We start from the raw sequence: 20476 nt of genomic DNA, 5'->3' as shown, positions 1-20476 counted from the left end.
ATGCTTACTGAAAACCAAAAGATTATTCCGTTGATTGATCCTTAATCAAGTCAATATACAAATTTCCTTTTGTTCCTACGACAGCATACGAGATATCAAAAACAGCAAGGTTTCTTTTTTTGAGTTCTGCCATTAACGATTCGTAATCGTAGGGGTGTTTTGATAAGTTTTCATAAAGAATCTTTCCATCATGGACCAGTTCTATCGGTACTGTTGCTGAGGGCAGTAAAGGTAAATCCTGCTTGGCGGCATTTTGGTATTGTTCTTTCTTTAATACTGAGAGGGAGCCATTTGTCTCTAAAATGGCACATTCCACTTCTTCAATGTTGAAGATATCTTTTCCTCGCAAACCCTGTTTAAGAGAATCCAGTGAATATCCCATTCGTTCCATTGACTCTTCGAGAAGCTGTCCTTTTTGAATTAAGGTAGCAGGTTCTCCAGCGATCCATTTCCCGAAGCGTGGATTTCGAATCGATAGAAGATTCAGCATATATACGATGGTACCCATAACAATAATTGCAATGATAAAATACAGGAATTTGATTTTTATATTGAATGCTAGATTCCCTGCAATTGTCCCCATCGTAATTGAAGCGATATAAAGGTGATAGGTCCTCTGGGCAATCGTCTGTTTACCAAGGAGATGGACAAATACCCATAATAAAATAAAAGAGGTCAAGGTTCGAAAGACGATTTCAACAGATTCTGACATGACAATTTTCTCCCTTGCAAAACTCCCGACAATTCGTTTGTGATAGTATGTTCTTACACCTTGCCGTTTATTCTGTAACTCAAAAAGGAAAAAGACAAGAAACCGTCCTTGAATTGGGAGCCCATCTTACATAAATTGATAGCTTTATTTTTAAACCAGGTATTCAAGATTCGTGAAATCTCAAAAAGCAAGCAGTTCGTTACTTGCTTCTTTTTATTTGGTCTGAAAAAATCGATGGATATGTTTACTTGTATCGTTAAAGAAATATCTTCGAATAATAGTATCAAAATACTTTTGCACGGGGGTATGTTTTGAGAAATATTCAGGAAATTTTCATTGACGATTTAAAAAGCATTTATAAAAATTTCTTTGTATGTATCGTAGTTGTTTTTCTCATGTTCATCCCTTCCATTTATGCGTGGTTCAATATTGTCGCATCTTGGGACCCGTATGCAAATACGGAAGGAATCCTTGTCGGTGTTGCCAATAATGATAAAGGTGCGGATTTAAATGGCGAAGCCGTGAACATAGGCAAGGAAGTAATGGAAGGGTTAAAGGAGAATAAGGATCTAGGCTGGAGATTCACATCGGAAAAAGAAGCGATAGAAAAGGTGGAAAAGGGGGATTACTATGCTTCCATCATCATACCGGAGAACTTTTCCGAACATATTGCGACGATCATGACCGATGACCCTAAGAAGGCGGAAATTGATTACTATGTTAATGAAAAGATCAATTCCATTGCTCCTAAAATAACGGCAGCAGGTGCGAACAGCATTGTGGACAATGTGAGCAAAACCTTTATCAAATCAGCCAGTGGGAGTATCCTTGCAATCTTTAATGAACTCGGAATCACCTTACAAAACGAGTTGCCGACGATTCAAAAAATGAAGAATATGGTGTATTTATTAGAGGGTGAACTGCCTGAGCTCGAGCAAAATATCAAAACCGTTCAAACACATGTCAAAAAGGCTGAAGATATCATTAAGAAGGTTAATGATGGCCTGGATTCGATAGAAGGAATAACATCGCAGAAGGACAAATTGGTATCGGACGTTTCTAGTTATGTAGATTCAACAAGGCAGGCATTCGAAGGAATCAGTCCCCTTTTGAAAAATGATATTGCGAACATCAGGAGCGATAATGATTCCGTTATAGTGCTGGCGAACCGGTTAACGGGTCAGGATTTGCCTGGCAATGAGTATGATCAGCTAGTGGAACAAGGGGTAACGAGGATAAATAAAGAGTTGTACCTTTTGGACAGTATGTATAATTTATTGGTGAGGGTCAATCAATTTAATGAGCAAAACTTGCTTCAGCCAGAAATACAGCTGGTTGATGAACTAAGGGATAATGCTTCGAACCAACTTCAAGCGCTGAATAACCGATCCTTCGGCAAACTTATAGAACTTGGCGGGAACAATGATCAAGTCTTGGCAAGATTCCAGGAGAGCTATTCAAAGGAAACAGGGCCAAAATTCACTGAAATCTGGACTGAAACAGAAGCAATATTGAATAGTGTCCAGATTACGATGGAGGAGGGAGCGAAGGTTCTTCCTGAGGTTAGGACGCTATTGAATGAGACCAATCGAACATTGGAAACACGTACAGGGGATATCGATAAGTTACAGAATAAGTTTCCGGAAATCGAAACGAAAATAAAGGCTCTAGCTTTTAAAATGAGGGAATTCGATAAGTCTTATAATATGGAAGAAGTGATCGATTTCCTAAGGAATGATATTGAACAAGAAAGTGAATTTTTTTCAGAACCAGTGCTGCTCAATAAACACAGTCTCTTTCCGATTCCGAACTATGGATCCGCCATGTCTCCTTTCTTTACGGCACTTTCCCTTTGGGTCGGTGGTACAATATTGATTTCCATGCTTAGCGTGGGTGTTTCTCAAAAGGTCTACAGCCCGTATCAAATTTATATCGGGCGGTATCTTATATTTTTCATCATTGGGGTAATGCAGGCTCTTAGTGTTTCCATTGGGAATATCATCCTGATCGATGTATATGTAGCGGATAAATTTGAGTACATCCTGTTTTCTGTTCTGATAAGTACAGTATTTACACTCATTGTCTACACCTTCGTTTCCGTTCTTGGAAATGTTGGAAAAGGGATAAGCGTCGTATTGATGGTCCTTCAAATATCAAGTTCAGGAGGCACTTTCCCGATTCAGGTCACACCGCCCTTTTTTCAGCATATTAACCCGTACTTGCCGTTCACCTATGCTGTGGGTTTACTTCGTGAATCTGTTGGGGGAATAACTTGGAGCGTAGCTGGCAAGGACATTTTTATCCTGATTCTCTTTTTAATATTCACACTCATCTTAGGTGTCATTTTGAAAAAGCCTCTGCATGCAAGGACACAAAAGATGAAGGATAAATTGTATGGAAGCAGGATTTTTTAAGGTCATCGAAAGAGTGTAGGTGAAAAAATGGATATTAAAATTAGCCTGAACCCTTACAAAGGGCTCAGGTTTTTATATTTGCTGATTGGGATTTATTCATTTGTATTTTTGTGTAAGTCTGGAATATTTATCAATACATCGACAATTGAATAAAAAGATACCGATAAATTAGAATTTTTGCATTTTTATAGTTGACAAAAACCATTGGATTAATCATTATTAAGAAATAATGTTTAGTAAATCGATGCGATATAAAAGTGGGGTGACTTTATGTATTTAACAATAGATGGCATTGAAAAAAGTTTTAAGAATGAAAAGAAAGAAAGCATAAAGGTGCTCGATAAGATAAACATAGAAGTCGAGAAAGGAAGCTTCGTTTCGATCGTCGGCCCTTCAGGATGTGGGAAATCCACGCTCCTTTATCTGATTGCCGGACTTGATAAGGCAGATACAGGTGAAATACGTGTAGCTGGGAAAAAAGTGGTGAAGCCAGGTCCGGAACGGGTTGTAGTGTTTCAAGAGGCGGGATTATTTCCTTGGTTGACGGTACTTGAAAATGTTACATACGGATTGAAGTTAAAGAAAATTCCAAATGAAGAAGCTAAGGCCAAGGCATTGGACATTTTAAAGATGGTTCACCTCAGCCGATATGTTGACTCCTATCCACATCAACTCTCAGGGGGCATGAAACAGAGGGTAGCCATCGCAAGAGCATTGGTGATGGAACCGGATATCCTGTTGATGGATGAGCCATTCTCCGCGCTTGATGAGCAAACGAGGATGGTCTTGCATAAAGAGCTGCTCGAAATCTGGAGAAAAACTAAAGTGACGATCTTTTTCGTTACCCATAATATTCGTGAGGCTGTTCAGCTTTCCGAAAAAATTATCGTCTTTGCAACCCGTCCAGGGAAAATCAAAGAGACGATTTCCGTCCCTTCCATGAAAGATGGAGTTATGCCGGATAGTGTAACTTTGCATACAGAACAAAGGGTTCTATCGATTTTGCAGGAGGAAATTGAAAAAGTGCTGAAGGAGGAAATGGGGAATGATTACAGCTTTAAGACGAATCATATTCATCGCGATGATAGCGGGGATATGGGAAGTCACATCTAGACTTTCCAGTCTTCCGGATTTCATGTTCCCAAGCCTGACTCAGGTTTTGGAAACTCTGTTTAATGGACTGATGAGCGGACAAATAACCGAAGCCATCGGAAAAAGCCTTGGCCGTATCCTGATCGGCTTTATGATTGCCATTATAGTAGGTCTGATATTAGGATATTTCATTTGGCGCTTTAAATTGGTCGAAGACACTTTAGGATTCGTCGTGACGGCTTTACAGTCCATCCCGAGTATCGTGTGGTTCCCTTTAGCGATCATTTGGTTTGGATTGAATGATTTTTCGATCCTCTTCATCGTCACCATCGGCGCAACTTGGACGATGACGGTTAATGCAACGAGTGGCTTCCGGAATGTACCACAGTTGTATCAGCGGGTTGCAAAAACATATGGATCGACTGGGTTTCATTTTCTTCGCACCGTGATTTTACCAGCATCCGTTCCGCAAATAATATCCGGTCTCCGAATCGCATGGGCCTTTTCCTGGCGTGCATTGATGGCCGGTGAATTACTTGGCGGGGGAGGCGGTCTTGGACAATTGCTGGAAATGGGCAGATCACTGGGACAAATGGATTTGGTCATCTCCGTTATGATCATCATCGCTATCATCGGAACAATCGTGGATAATGTCGTCTTCTCCCGTCTTGAACGTAATGTTCAACTGAAATGGGGAGTGAAGTAACGGTAGTTTAATAAAATAATAGTTAAAAAGGAGAGAAAGATATGCTGAAAAAATCATTTTTTGCCCTTATACTGTCTGTATTGTTAATCGGAATAGTAAGCGGATGCACTCAATCCAGCAGTAATGATGAAGAAGGAGAAGGTTCCGGGGGGAAATCCGTGAAAATTGGGTATTTTCCTAACTTAACCCACAGTGCAACGATCATTGCACTTGAAAAAGGCTTTTTCGAAGAAGAGTTCGGTAAAGATGTTAAGATTGAAACCAAAACAGTGGCAAATGGCGGATTATTCATGGAAGCAATGGCTACAAACGCCATTGATGTCGGAACGGTCGGTCCTGGTCCATTGCTTAACTTTTACGTAAAAAACCCTGAATACCACTTGATCTCCGGGGCTGTTAATGGAGGTGCCGTACTTGTTGCTAGCGAGGGCAGCAAGGTTACGGATTTAAAAGATTTGGGCGGTAAAAAGGTAGCGATTCCCGTCATTGGAAGCACACAGGATGTCATGCTTAGGAAGGCCCTTCAAGATGTTGACTTAAAACCGACTACAAATGGGGGCACAGTTGAGCTGTATGCGGCAGCACCTGCAGACACAACCGCCCTTTTTGTCCAAAAATCAGTCGATGCAGCAGCAACCCAGGAACCATGGGGTTATGTATTGGAAAACCAGGCAAAAGGAAAGTTACTGCTTGACTGGGATCAATTTGCATGGGGGAAAGATTCACCTAACACGGTAGTGGCTGCAAGCCAGAAGTTCTTGGATAGAAAGGGGCTCGCTGCTTCCTATTTGAAAGCGCATGAAAAAGCGGTGAAGTTTATACAAGACAACCCTGAAGAAAGCCAAGAACTGGTTATTAAGCATTTGAAGGAACTGACTGGAAAAGAATTAAGTAAAGAAGAAGTCGCTTCAGCATTTTCACGCCTTGAAGTGACAACCGAAGTTAATGAGCAAGTCATTCAGGAAATGGCCGACATAAGCAAAGAAGCTGGTTATATCCCTAGCAATGATATAAAAGGCATGATCGATTTATCAATTCTTCAAGAAGTGTCCAAATAAATTGAAACAAGCAAGCGCCTCAGTCATCCTGGCTTTGGCGCTTTTTTTGTAATCCGGCATAGGCCAATTAATCCTTTTTAATTGAACTGGGTAAATATTCCTGAATATAAACATCGCAGGTCATGAACTCCCTGTTATGGACAGACTTGATCCAATGCTTGGATAACATGATCAACCTCTTCCCAGGAATGGATGGTAGCTCCTGAAGCCAGTGAATGTCCTCCTCCATTGAATTGACGTGCGACTGAAGCGATGGGAATATTCCGTGAACGTATCCTGACACGGATTTCAGAAGGATATTCGATGAAGAAAGCCCAGATTTTATTGCCCCTGACACTTGATAGTGTATTGACTAAATTCGAAGCTTCGAGTCGATCCACGCCATACATATTTAAAAGTTCCTCCGTAATAATGAAGTAAGCTACTCCTTTATCGGTTACCTTGAAGCTCATGAGGATGTCTTTTTGAAGTCTTGAAGCGTTTTTTTCCTTTACATTAAGACTGTTATGAATTCTTTCTGGCTGAATATTATAAGTTCTTAAATGTGAAACCATCTTTAATGTCCGCGGAGTGGTATTCCCATTCATGAAATTCCCTGTATCACTAAGTATTCCTGCATAAAATGATTTAGCCGCTTCTTTATTCATGACAAAGCCCACTGGAAATTCCAAGAATAAATCAACAAGCATTTCACTTGCGGAGCTATAGGAAGGGTCAACCCAAGAAAGGTCACCGAATTGTTCATATTCAGGGTGGTGGTCAATTTTGATAAGCATGTCCCCTAGATCATAGCGGGAATCACTGATCCGTGAAATGTTGGCCGTATCACAAACAATCACTAAGGCACCTTTGTATTTGTTATCGGAAATGACATCCATATCACCAATGAATAGAAGCTTATCCACTTCTTCGCCTACCGCAAAGACTTCTTTAGAAGGGTAGGAATGCTTCAATAGCCTCTTTAAACCGATTTGTGATCCCAATGCATCCGGATCCGGATTAACATGGCGATGAATGATGATTGTGTGGTATTTCTTGATCGCTTCGATTATTTCCGCTTTTTTATTGTCCATATCGCCATCTCCCTTTCATTTTTCCTAGTCTAGCGAGCGATAATTGATATTTATGTATAATTCAAATATTGACAGCTATGCATATTCAATCATCACATGCCTCACGAATAAAGGCAATTCCGATTACTACTGGAAGTATTTTTATATTAACGGGAGGTATGCTACTGAGTATTTCAGAGGAAGTAATAAAAACACCGATGCAAAATTATTGCAAAATTCAAAAAATGGAACTATACTTAATTTACCAAACCGATGACAACAAGTTACCTTGTTGCATGGCCGGCTTGTTATAAAACTGGAATCTATAAAAATTGACTTGGTTCACTTGATCTTCCTTTGCAGGAAGACAGTTCGTGGATAAGGGTCAGTGAAACATTCAATGTAATGACATTGTTGGTTTTACTGGCTCTTTTTTGTGTATCCCGACAGTTTGAAAGGGGTGATGATATGAATGGAGCTTTGGAGGGAGTCAGGATTATCGATGTATCCCGTGTTTTGGCGGGGCCGTTTTGTTCAATGATTCTCGGTGATTTGGGTGCCGATGTTGTTAAAATCGAGCATCATGAATCAGGTGATGAAACGAGAGGATGGGGTCCGCCATTCGCCCAAGGAGAAAGCGCTTACTATTTATGTGCCAATCGAAATAAGCAAAGCATGACCTTGAATTTAAAGTCGGAACAAGGGAAAGAGATTTTCCGGAAGTTAGTGGCTTCAGGGGATATAGTGATCCAAAATTTCAAGACGGGCACATTGGAAAAAATGGGGTTAGGTTATGAGGATTTAAAGGAAATGAACCCCAAACTGATCTTGGCCTCGATTACGGGATTTGGTTTAACAGGACCTTATAAGGATTTGCCTGGCTATGACTATATCATTCAAGCGATGAGTGGTTTGATGAGCATCACAGGAGCAAAAGATGGGAGTCCCGTGAAGGTCGGGGTGGCCATAGCTGACATATTGACTGGCTTGTATACATGCATTGGCATTTTATCCGCTTTACATCATAGGGATAAAGCGGGGGAAGGTCAGGAAATTGATATTTCGTTAATGGATTGTCAGGTTTCTTCATTGGTGAATGTCGCCAGCAACTATTTATTCAGTGGCTTGACCCCTGAAAGAATGGGTAACCAGCATCCCAATATCGTTCCATACCAGACATTCCGGACAAGCGATGGAGAGCTTGTCGTTGCAGTAGGAAATGATGATCAGTTCAGAAGGTTTTCAACCGTTATAGGCAGACCTGATTTAGCCCAGCAGGAACAGTTTAAGCATAATGAAAAACGTTTGCAAAACAAGGAAGTCTTAATACCGATAATAGAGGATTTGTTGAAAGGAAAGACAAAGAAGGAATGGAAAAGGCTGTTTGATGATGCAGGGATACCCAATGGTCCAATCAATGATATAGCAGAGATGTTCGAGGATCCGCAAATCATCGCAAGAGGCATGTTGGTGAGCATGGAGCATCCCACAATCGAAGAGCTTAGAGTGACGGGATCGCCCCTGAACCTTTCAAAAACGCCGGTTACGATGAGAAAGCATCCGCCGCTCTATGGTGAGCACACCGATTCCATTTTGGCTGATATTGGATATAGTCCAGACCAAATAAGCAAATTCAAAGAAAATAAAATTATTTAGGAGGAATTTTAATGATGAATTTCGAATTAACAGAAGAGCAGCAAAGCGTGAAGAAAGTGGTAAGGAAATTTGTCGATAAGGAAATTATCCCTTACATTCAAGAGTGGGATAGGCAAGGTCAATTCCAGCCACATATTTTAAAAAGATTAGCGGAATTGCAGTTGATGGGCGTTTGTATACCAGAAGAGTATGGCGGGGTCGGAATGGATTATAATACCCTGGCCATCGTTTGTGAGGAGCTGGAGCGAGGCGATACGGCTTACCGTACTGCAGTTTCGGTACATACAGGGTTGAATAGCATGACCCTGCTGCAATGGGGGACGGAAGAACAAAAACAGAAATATTTAGTACCGCAGGCAAAGGGGATCAAGATAGGTGCTTTTGGTCTGACTGAACCGAATGCAGGGTCTGATGTTGCTGCAATGAAATCAACGGCAAAACGTTTTGGGGACCACTATATCTTGAACGGGTCTAAAACATGGATTTCGCTCTGTGATTATGCAGATCATTTCCTTATCTTCGCCAAGACGGATCATGATGCCGGTTCAAGGGGCATCACTGCTTTTATTGTGGAACGGACTTTCGAGGGAGTGGAGTCGAAAGCCATTAAAGGGAAATTGGGAATTCGTGCCGGGAATACAGGCGAAATCTTTTTAACGGATGTAAAAGTTCCAGTGGAGAATAGGCTTGGTGAAGAAGGTGAGGGCTTTAAAATTTCCATGTCGGCATTGGACAGCGGCCGGTTTACAGTGGCCGCAGGTGCTGTAGGGTTAATAGAAGCAAGCCTTGAAGCAAGCTTGAAGTATTGCCATGAAAGAAGCACATTCGGAAAAGAGATTGGCAAGCATCAGCTCGTTCAACAGATGATTGCCAAGATGACCGCAAATTTAGAGATTTCCAGATTGCTCGTTTTTAAAGCGGGTACCTTAAAAAATCAAGGAAAAAGGAATACGAAGGAAACATCGCTTGCCAAGTGGATATCATGTAATGCTGCAAACGAAGCTGCCAATGATGCTGTTCAAATTCATGGTGCCTATGGCTACTCGGATGAATATCCAGTGGAACGTTTTCTGCGGAATTCAAAAGCTCCGGTCATTTATGAAGGAACCCGTGAGATTCATACTGTAATGCAGGGTGAATACGCACTTGGCTACAGACAAGATAAAGAGCTTCGTAAGCAATTGCCTGCATGGCCCTTCGAGCAGGTTTCCGTACATTAACTATAGATAGAGGAGATCAGATGATGAACACATACTTTATTGCAGGGCATGCAAAGCTTCCACAAGGGATGGCAGCGAGAAATATATATGATTCCATCACCATCACGGTAGAGCTTGACTTTAAATATGGAGTAATAGTCGAGGCTTCATGTACACTTGCTACAGAACATGGAAGGGAATTCATTCGTCAGCTGCTGCGCGGTTATTGCCTGAAAGATGGTATCGAAGAATTGATTGATCGTGTGCAAATGCATTATCGTGGGAAGGCTGGTCAAGCCATTCAAGCAGGGCTGAAGGATGTGTATGCACAGTTCGAATTGGTCTCCGTTAAATAAGCGAAACTTGAAGGATCCTACCGTATGTAAAAGGGTAGGATCCTTTTTTATTGTTTAAGGAAAGGGACATTTGACTGGATTTAACGATCGTGATAATTTTAAAAACACAAAACTCGCCCCTACCTATAGGACGAGTTTGTGTTTTTTTATAGAAATTGGACTTTAAAGTAAAGCTTAATAATCCAGTAAAAAATATTAGTTGTACATTAAAACGGTACCATGAAACTAGAAGCACCTTTTCCGTTTATTGCGAAAGTTATTGCCGCAAAGCCAACTGCAGTGGTTGGACGAACACCGGTTTCTGTTGGAGCGCCGTTGTCTGCTGCAAGTGGACCTCCTCCTGCTAGTACGCCTTTGCATACGGCAAGTGGACCTCCTCCTGCTAGTGCGCCTTTGCGTACGGCAAGTGGACCTCCTTCTGCTAGTGCGCCTTTGCGTACGGCAAGTGGACCTCCTCCTGCTAGTGCGCCTTTGTGTGCTGCAAGTGGACCTCCTCCTGCTAGTGCGCCTTTGTGTGCTGCAAGTGGACCTCCTCCTGCTAGTGCGCCTTTGTGTGCTGCATGTAGATCTCCGTTTCCAGCAAGAGCGTCTTTGCGTGCCGGAAGTGGACCGATTCCTGCTCGTGCAACGTTTAGTGCTTCTACGGGAAGTTCGCCTATTATTGTTGTTTTTTCGTGAAGAACGGCCTTTTGAACATGGGTCATTATACATGAAATCGCCTAACCCGAAGGAATTGGCTCTATCCACCGCATTTTGTATATTTCGAATGATGTCAGACATATTTATATATCCTCCTTTCTATTCGTAAACTATGCGTTTGTACGTAATATGCCAGAGATAATAGCACAATTTTTAATAAAATTTGTTTTTGGTGACACCCCTCGCTTTTTTTCATAATTTAATATGAAAGTGAAAGTGAAGGGAAGGGTTATATGGATTCTGACCAGAAGCTGCCTGTGTACCAGCTTTTTATTTCACCAGTTAATTTAATGGAACTTCGCAGAGATATATGGTGCAATGATCCTTTACCGGCAAAGTTAACACTTAACAGAAAAAAACTTGATATTGATATTGTTTACCGTGGCTCTCATATCCGTGGTTTTCGCAAAAAATCCTATAATGTAGTCTTTTATAAACCTAATACTTTTAAGAGTGCCAAGGAAGTTCATTTAAATGCCGAATATAAAGATAAATCTTTATTAAGAAATAAATTATCTTTAGACTTTTTTTCGGATATAGGAACCTTATCACCGAACTCCCAGTTCGTTTTTCTGAACCTGAACGGAAAAGACGAAGGGATATACCTGGAATTGGAATCGGTGGATGAATATTATTTGAAGAAAAGGGGTCTGCCACAGGGGTCCATTTTCTATGCAGTGGATGGTGATGCCAATTTCTCATTGATGAGCGATTTGGATAAAGGAATCAAAAAATCATTGGAGATGGGCTATCAAAAAAAATGCGGAACAGAAAAAGATGAATTATATTTACAAGAGCTAATTCTTCAAATCAATACAATTTCAAGAGTGGAATTTGAAAAGGAAATTGTAAAATATGTCGATGTCGAAAAATACCTGCGCTGGCTGGCCGGTGTCATATTCACACAAAACTATGATGGGTTCGTTCATAACTATACCTTGTATCGAAATGGAGAAACTGGACTCTTTGAAATGATTCCATGGGATTATGATGCGACATGGGGCAGGGATGTTAACGGGAGAGTGATGGAAGAGGATTATGTGGGAATCGAGGGGTTCAATACATTGACTGCTAGAATCCTTGATGTAAGGGGTTTTCGTGTCCGATACCAAGAACTTCTTAAGGAGATTTTGAACAATCAATTTAACGTGGGCTATATGAAACCTATCATTCAGGAAATGCATGATCAAATAAGACCATATATTACAAAAGATCCATATATCAAGGGGGATATTGTGAAATTTGATAATGAGCCCGAATTCATCCTGAAATTCATTGAGGCGCGTGCAAAGTATATAAATAGCCGGCTGTATAAATTGGATTAATAATTCCTATCCGCTAGTGATGGAACAATGAAAAATATAAAAGCAGGAATGTTGAATGATAAGCATTCCTGCTTTTTACTGCACGATTCCATTTGCTTTTCTATACTATTACAGCTATGTTTGATAGAAAGAGATAATCTAAAGTAATGAAGGATGGGAATGGATTGACTAATCATAGCCGCAAACCGGCATATATATATACGTTTACATGCACCCCTGACGAACGCTCATTATCTAAAATGGAGATGCGCTCGTTCTTTGGCTTTGAGACTTCAGGGGATATTTTGAAAAGTGATATAGCAATTGAACCGAGCAGGAGCCCTTTCATAAAAGGGCGGGTCGAAGTGATGTTTGAAGGGGAGAGCATATCCGAAATCGTTGAGCAAGTGAAGGATATCCATTTGCCTGATTCGACGTTCAAAGTATTATTCGTGAAAATTAACGATTTGAATAAAGAAGCAAAAATAGATTATGATGGACAGCGTGAAATTGAACGGGAGATTGGCTGGCACATTCAGGGAAATGCCGATGTACGCAATCCTGATCAGGTCTTTGGAATCGTGACCCTTGGCGGACGTTGGTATTTCGGGAAGTATGTCAAACCTGAAGCGGTTTGGTTAAAACATATGAAAAAGCCCCGTGAATATTCAACAGCGCTTAGCACAAGAGTGGCGAGGGCCATTGCCAACATAGCCGTTCCGCATCCGGATGGGGTGAAGGCAATTGATCCATGTTGCGGAATTGGAACGGTATTGGTAGAAGCATTGTCGATGGGAATCAATATTGTCGGCCGGGATATCAATCCGCTTGTTACCGACGGTTCCAGGGAGAACATTGCCTATTTCGGACTCGAAGGTGATGTAACTACAGGTCCGATTTCGGAGGTCACCAGTAAATATGATGTAGCGATTATCGATATGCCCTACAATTTATATACACATGCGACACCGGAAGATCAGCTATCGATCCTTAAACATGCCAGGGGCTTTGCTGACAAGGTCGTCGTCGTAACGATCGACACGATGGATCATATGATTGAAGAAGCAGGATTTGAGATCGCCGATCGCTGTGTTGCCAGGAAAGGCATTTTTTCCAGAGAGATTGTCGTGTGCGTGTGAGTATCTTCAGCAATAAAAGGCTGAAATCTTTAATTGGATATGGACTTACCCTTGTCAATTAGACAAATAAAAAGGGCTTTGCTGCCATCTGGCTTCGATATTCAACCGGTGCCAGATGGCGGACAAGCCCGCCTTTACAATTAAGTTTCAAAATTGACTAGATTCCGGGTGTAGATGAACTTTCAGGAATTTTTTCATAGTCTGATGGATTAAGATTATGAACCGATCCATCTGTTACACCATTGATAATACCCATTAGCCCCGTTTCAACCGTTTTTATGAGCTGGCCATTCTTTTTTTGCCCAAAGTTTTGTGTTTGACCACTAACTTCAAATAGAACCGTCCCACTTCCGTTTAAAGCAAACGTCCCTAAAGCAGTTCCTGGCAGGTCAATAGATTGATCATATAATGAAATATTTGTAAAAACTGAATTCCCTTTTGCTTGCAGTGCATTATACGCAGTAAGTGTCAACTGACGAGAGAAATCATATTTGAAATTATCTGCATACTCTTCATATTTAGCACCTTCTGGAGTGCTTGGGTTAGGAACGAATTTTCCTGATATTGACATAGTTGCACGCTCATCAGTTCCTTCGATATATGGGAATCCCTGGTGATGAAGATCGATAAAAACATCCACTTTCCCGAATTTCGATTTTAACCCTTTATATGTGTCACGTAGCGTTTGCGCTTCGGGGGTAATAAACCAGCCTGGCTTTTCAGATGCCCCCGGGAAGTCTTGAGGCTTTGGTACATAATTTAGGTCTGGATTGAAGTCACGATTAACATCAAATCCCGGTTTGCTAGCATAGTCGTCTCCTGATCTGGGAGTAGTGTAATAGTTCCAAGTAGGTTTTGCATTAGAAAGTTGGGGGAATTTACCTACAACTTCAGACCATTTCATCTCATTTCCACGACGATCAAGCTCTGAGCCGTCTACGTTCATCATTGGAATGGCAACAATTGTTAGTTCATCAAGTACTTTCTTTACCCCAGGTGAGTTACTTTGACCAAGGTTTTTAAGAATGTTCAATAACGCGACAGTTCCTGTTTTTTCATTTCCATGAATTTCACTTTGAATAAGAACGACTTTGTCACCATGACCGACAGTCACTTTTTGAATGGAACGGCCCTGATTCGTTTTTCCGGCCACTTCGACATTGACTTTCCCTGCACTCGCTTGCTCAAGTTGATTTAATTCTTTTACAAGTTCGTCATAATTAAGGAATGCTTCGGTAGAAAGATTCGTTCCACCTGTCGGATTTGGTCCTCTTTCAGCTAAGCTGAAATTTGGGCCAAGTAAAGTTGCGGCTACTACTGTTGAACTTAAAACCTTTAAAAATTTTCTTTTCACATCAAATCCCCTATCCTGAAAATATTTAATATTCAGATAATAAATTCTTCACATTCTAATCGATTTCCTGTTAGATTAATTAAAACACCCAAAAAGGCCTATGTATTTCAGATTCAATTATTTTGTATATTTTTCCACAAAAAAGTCCCTACTAAGTGGGGACGATTTCAATTTCAGCCTTTTTTAATGTCATTTAGCTTGATAATGAACTACATCTTCAACGAGTTGTTTCGTGACCTTCCCCTGATATTCTAAATAATCCAAATGGCCGATGATTTCTGACATGACGAGCGGGAATTCTGTTAAATACTTTTGTTTGTAAAACTCCTTTGCCAGTTCATTGCCTGTAGAAATTCCGGATTCTATCAAGGCCAGGATCTTTTGTGATTTTCTTTCTATGCTGTTGAGTCTTTTTTCAATCGTATGACCAGGTTGTTCAATGATGTTACCATGACCAGGAAAGAGGAGATTCACCTGTAATGCTAAACATCGTTTTAATGAATCGATATGATCTACAAGGGTCAGCATTCTATTACCGTTTTCATCAGGTTCGATCAAGGCATTGCTTGATATATGTTCAATCAATAAATCACCGGCAAGAAGCCGTTTTCCTTCTTTGTCAAGGAATGCAATTTGATCCGGGGCATGCCCTGGAAATTCGATCACTTCAAAATTCAGCAATTGTTTTTCCGTGATTGCGATGATGTCACCATTCAGTTTTTGATCTTTATTATTATCGACCGCGTTGAATAGGTAAGCCACTTGTTTATCTCCAAGTTCACCACAGCCCATCTCATGGTAAAGCTGCTGATAAAATTCAATTCTCATACTTAAGAAGGAAGGGTCCCTTTTTAAACGGGGAATGGATTTAGAATGGGCATAAACGGGAATCGGATGGAGTTCGGTAATCCGGTTGACCAAACCAACATGGTCTCCATGGTGATGGGTTAATAAAATTTCCGTTATATCTCCAACTGTAAATCCATTTTCGTTTAATGTTTGCTGCAGTGCATTCCAGCAGACGTCATCATTCATACCTGCATCGACTAATGTTAAAGATTCATCCTGTTTAACTAAATAAAAGTTTATACTTTTTAAAGATAAAGCGCTTGGAGCTATAATTGGATAAATTTTAGATGTTGTATTCGTTTTCATGAACGTCCCATATCCTCCTAAATCGAGATAAACTTCATCTGGAAAATTGCGAAAAATTACTAATGACCGAATAGATTTAAAGGGTTATTATTCTATGATTAGTTGAATGAACTGAAACTGTCAAGCGGAAGCTTCCAGGCAATCGAGAAATTTAATAGTAAGATTGATTGGAAATGAATGGTCTATTTATCTAGTTTATTTTAAAATTGAATAAACAAGCCAGTAATTTAGCCAATATTCTTTTAATTATTTTTGTGTAAAAAAACTGAAGACGACAAAAGGTGCAAAAATGCGTTACATGGAACGAAACGGTATGGGAGGTTTAGGGTTTGAAGCAAAAAGTTTATATTACAAGGAAATTGCCAGGACAAATCATCGAAGGTCTTAGTCAAAATTTTGATGTCAGGATGTGGGATCAAGAGGATATACCGGTCCCTAGAGAAGTCCTTGAAGAAGAAATGAAAGAAGTAGAGGGACTGCTTTGCTTATTGACGGAACAAATCGATGAGTCACTGATTGAACAGGCGCCTAATCTGAAAATCATCGCGAATATGGCAGTGGGCCATAATAATATTGATGTTCAAAGTGCAACAAAACGGGGCATCATGGTAACGAACACACCGGGGGTTTTAACGGAAACGACAGCTGATTTAACCTTCGGCTTACTGCTTGCAACGGCGAGAAGGATGATGGAGGCTGAAGATTATTTAAGGAGCGGAAAGTGGGAAACCTGGTCGCCGATGCAGTTGACCGGACAAGATGTACACGGTGCAACGCTGGGTATCATCGGGTTAGGCAGGATTGGGGAAGCCCTTGCCAAAAGAGCTAAAGGGTTCGATATGAACTTAGTTTATTTTAATCGAAGCCGTAAATATGAACAGGAAAATACATTAGGAATCGAATATCAGCCTCTTGAAAAATTGCTCCAAATCTCGGATTTCGTTTGTGTCATGCTGCCGCTCACACCGGAAACCACTTACATGATTGGCAAGGAGCAGCTTGAATTAATGAAAGGGACGGCTGTGCTCATAAATACCGCAAGAGGCGGGATTATCGATGAAAAAGCATTGTACCAGGCGCTGGAGAGTCGAGAGATTTGGGCGGCTGGATTGGATGTATTCGAAGAAGAGCCCGTCCCTGTGGAACACCCGCTGCTAACATTGCCCAATGTGGTTACATTGCCGCATATCGGCAGTGCCAGCATTGCGACAAGATTGAAAATGGCTGCTCTAGCTGTACAAAACTTGATGGAGGGGTTATCTGGTGATACTCCCCGTAATTTAGTAGTGTTGAATAAATCAAAATGACTCTTAAAGGGATTTGGAATGGTCACATCCCGAATCCCTTTCATGATTTTAAAACGAGACTTGATTAGACACCTTGAGTTTTGACCGTTTTATAGGATAAAACCTACTAAATTGATGAACTCGACAGACGGTCGGCGGAATGGGGAGCGGATTTAATCCGTGAATCTTAAAATAAATGCTTCGGAGTGAGGTAAAGGTCGAAAAAATCGTGAACGACCGAAAAGTGCGTTGTAGGTCGGATAAATCGTGAACGGCCGAATAAAGTGCGTTGTAGGTCGGATAAATCGTGAACGGCCGAATAAAGTGCGTTGTAGGTCGGATAAATCGTGAACGGCCGAATAAAGTGCGTTGTAGGTCGGATAAATACGTGGACGGCCGAATAAAGTGGGGTGTAGGTCGGATAAATATGAGAACGGTCGAATAAAGAGCGTTGTGGGTCGGATAAATACGGTGAACGGTCGAATAAAGAGCGTTGTAGGTCGGATAAATCGTGAACGACCGAAAAGTGCGTTGTAGGTCGGATAAATCGTGAATGGCCGAATAAAGAGCGTTGTAGGTCGGATAAATATGAGAACGGTCGAATAAAGTGGGGTGTAGGTCGGATAAATACGTGGACGGCCGAGGAGAAGCTCCTGAACAAAAGACGTCCGGTATAGGTGGTGAAAAGTGCTCCGGCTGAAATCAACTGCAACGTTTTTTAATAAAAAATGGCAGGCAAACTCGCTTTATTTCGAGTATGTCTACAATCTGAAGTGACTCCAAAATGGGGTCATTTTTTATTGGATTCTTTTAACCGAAGCTGAAAATAACGCTCAAATGGAGTTGCATCCGAAGGTGGGAATCGTTTTGTCCGTTAAAAGTTTTCCATTATCCTCACATTAATGCTTAATTGAATGCAGAATGGAAGAAACGAATTCGAGTGAAGCATTCTTATCGTAAATTGTGCCGATTTTTTGTAAAATAAAGAAAGTCGAGTTTTATTTAGGAAAAACAATTAGTTGAAAGGGATAGGGGTAATAATGATTGAAATGAAGGAAACGATATCATCAGGCAACGAAATGACTAAATCCAAAAGGCTGTTGATGGCTCTTATGCTGGGGTCTTTTGCAGCGATTGGACCACTGTCACTTGATATGTATTTACCAGGTCTCCCTACACTGGCAGAGGATCTGAATAGCAGTACGTCTTTAGCGCAGCTGAGCTTGACTGCCTGCTTGTTAGGTTTGGCTTTGGGCCAAATTTATTTAGGGCCTCTAAGTGATGCAAAAGGAAGGCGGACACCGTTAGTCATATCTTTATCCATTTATTGCATTTCATCTCTGTTATGCGCTTTTGCTCCAACCATTGAATTGCTTTTATTATTACGTTTTATCCAAGGTATTGCAGGAGCGGGAGGCATTGTCATTTCAAGGGCCATAGTTCGTGACCTTTTTTCAGGAACGGATTTGACCAAGTTCTTCTCCATGTTAATGCTTGTGAATGGGGCGGCACCGATATTGGCTCCGGTTTTTGGCGGTCAACTTTTGCAGTTCACTTCTTGGCGGGGAGTTTTCATTGTCATATCAGTATTAGGTATCATTATGGTTGCGGCTGCATTTTTTGGGATAAAGGAAACTTTATCGTCTAATCTCAGGAGTGCCGGTGGGGTAAACGATACAGTCAGGACTTTTGGGAACTTATTGAAGGATCGTGTGTTTATGGGCTATGCTTTTGCTCAAGGATTCATAAGTGCCGCAATGTTCGCTTATATTTCCGGATCGCCTTTTGTTCTCCAGAACATTTATGGGGTTTCCCCACAGACCTTCAGCCTGATTTTTGCAATAAACGGAATTGGGATCATCATCGCTTCACAAGTTGCCGGGAAGCTTGCTGGGAAGATTAAAGAAGAAAAACTGCTTCAAATGGGATTATGCCTAGCCTTGTTTGGGGGAATATTACTTCTTGCCTCAGTTCTTCTTGAAATGGGGTTGGCAGGAATCTTGGTCGCTTTATTCCTCTCTGTCTCCAGCGTCGGTATTGTCGGTACAACGAGTTTTTCTTTAGCGATGCAAAATCAGAAAAAAACAGCAGGCAGTGCTTCGGCTTTAATAGGCCTGCTTCCCTTCATATTGGGATCACTAATGGCTCCCTTGGTGGGATTAGGTTCAGGTGAGTCACCCTTGCCGATGGGAATTGTGATGGTAAGTTGTCATGTCATCGCCATGTTCGCTTATTTACTCCTTGCCCGTCGCGGATTAAGGCGAGTTGCTTAAAAAGGAAAAAAGCTGAAATCCTGATGTGGATTTCAGCTTTTTTCCTTTAAGTGGGTAAGTATGAATCATAAAAGTGATTCTGCTCCATCGATATAAACTTCCGTACCCGTAACATGTGAGGACATGTCTGATGCTAGAAACAATACGAGATCACCGGCTTGTTCGGTAGTTCCCGCTTTCTTCGCCAGGGGCTGGGAGCCTTGCGGATATTCAATGGGAATCGTGATTTTTTTTAAGTTTTCATCTTCCGGGAATGTGTTATCGTGAATGTTCGTATCGATGGAGCCGGGACAAATGGTATTTACCCTGATTTTATATCTTGCCAATTCGAGTGCAGCCATTTTTCCGAAAGCGACTTGACCAGCTTTGGATGAACTATAAGCGGAAAAACCAAAATTCTTGAAATATCGGTTTCCATTGATGGAGCTGTTGATTACGATGCTGCCGCCTGTTTCCTTCATGTAGGGAATGGCGTATTTGATGGTGAGAAAGGTGCCTTTGAGGTTGATGGTATGTGTCTGATCCCAATCTTCTGGCTTTATGTCTTCTATAGGGGCAATCACTCCGTTGATGCCTGCGTTTGCAAATACAAAATCAATTTTCCCAAAATGTTCATAGGCCGTCTTGTAGGCATGTTCAACTTGCTCAGCCTTGGAAACATCCGTTTTAATGATTAAAGCCTCTCGGCCAAGGTTCTCCACTTCTTCCTTCACTTTTTCGGCATTTTCGACTGTACGATCAAAAAAGATGATGTTCGCGCCGTTTTCAGCTAGTTTCAGTGCAGCGCCCCGGCCAATTCCCGATCCTCCACCGGTAATGATGGCAACTTTGTTTTTCATTAATTCTGTCATAAACTTCACACGCTCCTTTTAAGTCTTCTATTCCCAATTTGGGAGTATGTAGAAACATCATGGCAGTGGTAATATAGAAAAATTATAAACGAATATTGCCTAAAAAATCCAATTTAAACAATTGCGGGTGTTCATTATACTTTGTTTTTCAGTGAAATGTCTGTATATTG

At 41.1% G+C, this 20476-nt stretch carries 17 protein-coding genes and 1 pseudogene; 11 read left to right on the top strand and 7 right to left on the bottom strand.

Annotated features, from left to right (window positions below):
- Positions 1-22: 22 nt before the first annotated feature.
- Complete coding sequence (locus tag ACSR9O_RS02205; RefSeq protein WP_260356950.1) at positions 23-712, bottom strand: DUF421 domain-containing protein; 690 nt, start codon at positions 710-712, stop codon at positions 23-25.
- A 311-nt stretch (positions 713-1023) separates the two neighbouring features.
- Between ACSR9O_RS02205 and ACSR9O_RS02200 the strand changes: the two genes are divergently transcribed.
- From ACSR9O_RS02200 to ACSR9O_RS02185, 4 genes are all read left to right on the top strand, one after another.
- Complete coding sequence (locus tag ACSR9O_RS02200) at positions 1024-3126, top strand: YhgE/Pip domain-containing protein (protein WP_491723841.1); 2103 nt, start codon at positions 1024-1026, stop codon at positions 3124-3126.
- Between the two features lie 270 nt (positions 3127-3396).
- The gene (locus ACSR9O_RS02195) at positions 3397-4239 is read left to right on the top strand and encodes an ABC transporter ATP-binding protein (protein ID WP_101224077.1); all 843 of its coding nucleotides are present in this window, start codon (positions 3397-3399) and stop codon (positions 4237-4239) included.
- Complete coding sequence (locus ACSR9O_RS02190) at positions 4172-4924, top strand: ABC transporter permease (RefSeq protein WP_101224076.1); 753 nt, start codon at positions 4172-4174, stop codon at positions 4922-4924. Before ACSR9O_RS02195 ends, ACSR9O_RS02190 begins: the two co-directional genes overlap by 68 nt.
- Positions 4925-4965: 41 nt before the next feature.
- The gene (locus ACSR9O_RS02185; RefSeq protein ID WP_402941457.1) at positions 4966-5982 is read left to right on the top strand and encodes an aliphatic sulfonate ABC transporter substrate-binding protein; all 1017 of its coding nucleotides are present in this window, start codon (positions 4966-4968) and stop codon (positions 5980-5982) included.
- A 134-nt stretch (positions 5983-6116) separates the two neighbouring features.
- Here the strand turns inward: ACSR9O_RS02185 and ACSR9O_RS02180 are convergent, their stop codons facing one another.
- Positions 6117-7055: a DHH family phosphoesterase gene (locus tag ACSR9O_RS02180; RefSeq protein ID WP_491723840.1), complete on the bottom strand. Its 939-nt coding sequence runs from the start codon at positions 7053-7055 to the stop codon at positions 6117-6119.
- 447 nt (positions 7056-7502) lie between these two features.
- On the opposite strand from ACSR9O_RS02180, the gene ACSR9O_RS02175 reads away from it, so the two are divergent.
- The 3 genes from ACSR9O_RS02175 to ACSR9O_RS02165 are packed head-to-tail and all read left to right on the top strand — an operon-like array spanning position 7503 to position 10245.
- A complete protein-coding gene (locus tag ACSR9O_RS02175) occupies positions 7503-8690 on the top strand; it encodes a CaiB/BaiF CoA transferase family protein (RefSeq protein ID WP_230177673.1) in 1188 nt (395 codons plus the stop codon).
- 14 nt (positions 8691-8704) lie between these two features.
- Complete coding sequence (locus tag ACSR9O_RS02170; protein ID WP_491725435.1) at positions 8705-9910, top strand: acyl-CoA dehydrogenase family protein; 1206 nt, start codon at positions 8705-8707, stop codon at positions 9908-9910.
- A 23-nt stretch (positions 9911-9933) separates the two neighbouring features.
- Positions 9934-10245, top strand: coding sequence for a DUF3870 domain-containing protein (locus ACSR9O_RS02165; RefSeq protein WP_048682993.1), 312 nt, complete (start codon positions 9934-9936; stop codon positions 10243-10245).
- A gap of 206 nt (positions 10246-10451) precedes the next feature.
- On the opposite strand, the gene ACSR9O_RS02160 is transcribed toward ACSR9O_RS02165, so the two are convergent.
- Positions 10452-10949, bottom strand: coding sequence for a hypothetical protein (locus tag ACSR9O_RS02160; protein WP_491725518.1), 498 nt, complete (start codon positions 10947-10949; stop codon positions 10452-10454).
- A gap of 22 nt (positions 10950-10971) precedes the next feature.
- Positions 10972-11025: pseudogene (locus ACSR9O_RS02155) on the bottom strand (hypothetical protein); the annotation flags it as partial.
- A gap of 152 nt (positions 11026-11177) precedes the next feature.
- Between ACSR9O_RS02155 and ACSR9O_RS02150 the strand changes: the two are divergent.
- On the top strand, positions 11178-12269 hold the full coding sequence (locus ACSR9O_RS02150; protein ID WP_491723839.1) for a CotH kinase family protein: 1092 nt from the start codon (positions 11178-11180) through the stop codon (positions 12267-12269).
- Positions 12270-12415: 146 nt separating this feature from the next.
- Positions 12416-13387 carry a TRM11 family SAM-dependent methyltransferase gene (locus ACSR9O_RS02145; protein WP_101224070.1) on the top strand — a complete coding sequence of 324 codons (972 nt, stop codon included), beginning with the start codon at positions 12416-12418 and terminating at the stop codon, positions 13385-13387.
- Between the two features lie 157 nt (positions 13388-13544).
- Here the strand turns inward: ACSR9O_RS02145 and ACSR9O_RS02140 are convergent, their stop codons facing one another.
- Both ACSR9O_RS02140 and ACSR9O_RS02135 read right to left on the bottom strand, forming a co-directional pair.
- Complete coding sequence (locus ACSR9O_RS02140; protein ID WP_101224069.1) at positions 13545-14741, bottom strand: M14 family metallopeptidase; 1197 nt, start codon at positions 14739-14741, stop codon at positions 13545-13547.
- Between the two features lie 189 nt (positions 14742-14930).
- On the bottom strand, positions 14931-15896 hold the full coding sequence (locus tag ACSR9O_RS02135; protein WP_491723838.1) for an MBL fold metallo-hydrolase: 966 nt from the start codon (positions 15894-15896) through the stop codon (positions 14931-14933).
- 329 nt (positions 15897-16225) lie between these two features.
- On the opposite strand from ACSR9O_RS02135, the gene ACSR9O_RS02130 reads away from it, so the two are divergent.
- Both ACSR9O_RS02130 and ACSR9O_RS02125 read left to right on the top strand, forming a co-directional pair.
- The gene (locus ACSR9O_RS02130) at positions 16226-17203 is read left to right on the top strand and encodes a 2-hydroxyacid dehydrogenase (protein ID WP_491723837.1); all 978 of its coding nucleotides are present in this window, start codon (positions 16226-16228) and stop codon (positions 17201-17203) included.
- 1019 nt (positions 17204-18222) lie between these two features.
- On the top strand, positions 18223-19455 hold the full coding sequence (locus tag ACSR9O_RS02125) for a multidrug effflux MFS transporter (RefSeq protein WP_491723836.1): 1233 nt from the start codon (positions 18223-18225) through the stop codon (positions 19453-19455).
- A 65-nt stretch (positions 19456-19520) separates the two neighbouring features.
- Here ACSR9O_RS02125 and ACSR9O_RS02120 read toward each other — a convergent pair whose 3' ends face one another.
- On the bottom strand, positions 19521-20306 hold the full coding sequence (locus ACSR9O_RS02120; RefSeq protein ID WP_101224066.1) for an SDR family oxidoreductase: 786 nt from the start codon (positions 20304-20306) through the stop codon (positions 19521-19523).
- Positions 20307-20476 lie beyond the last annotated feature (170 nt).

This window comes from Peribacillus sp. B65 (assembly GCF_058513295.1).
This window is presented reverse-complemented; position numbering and strand designations above follow the sequence as displayed.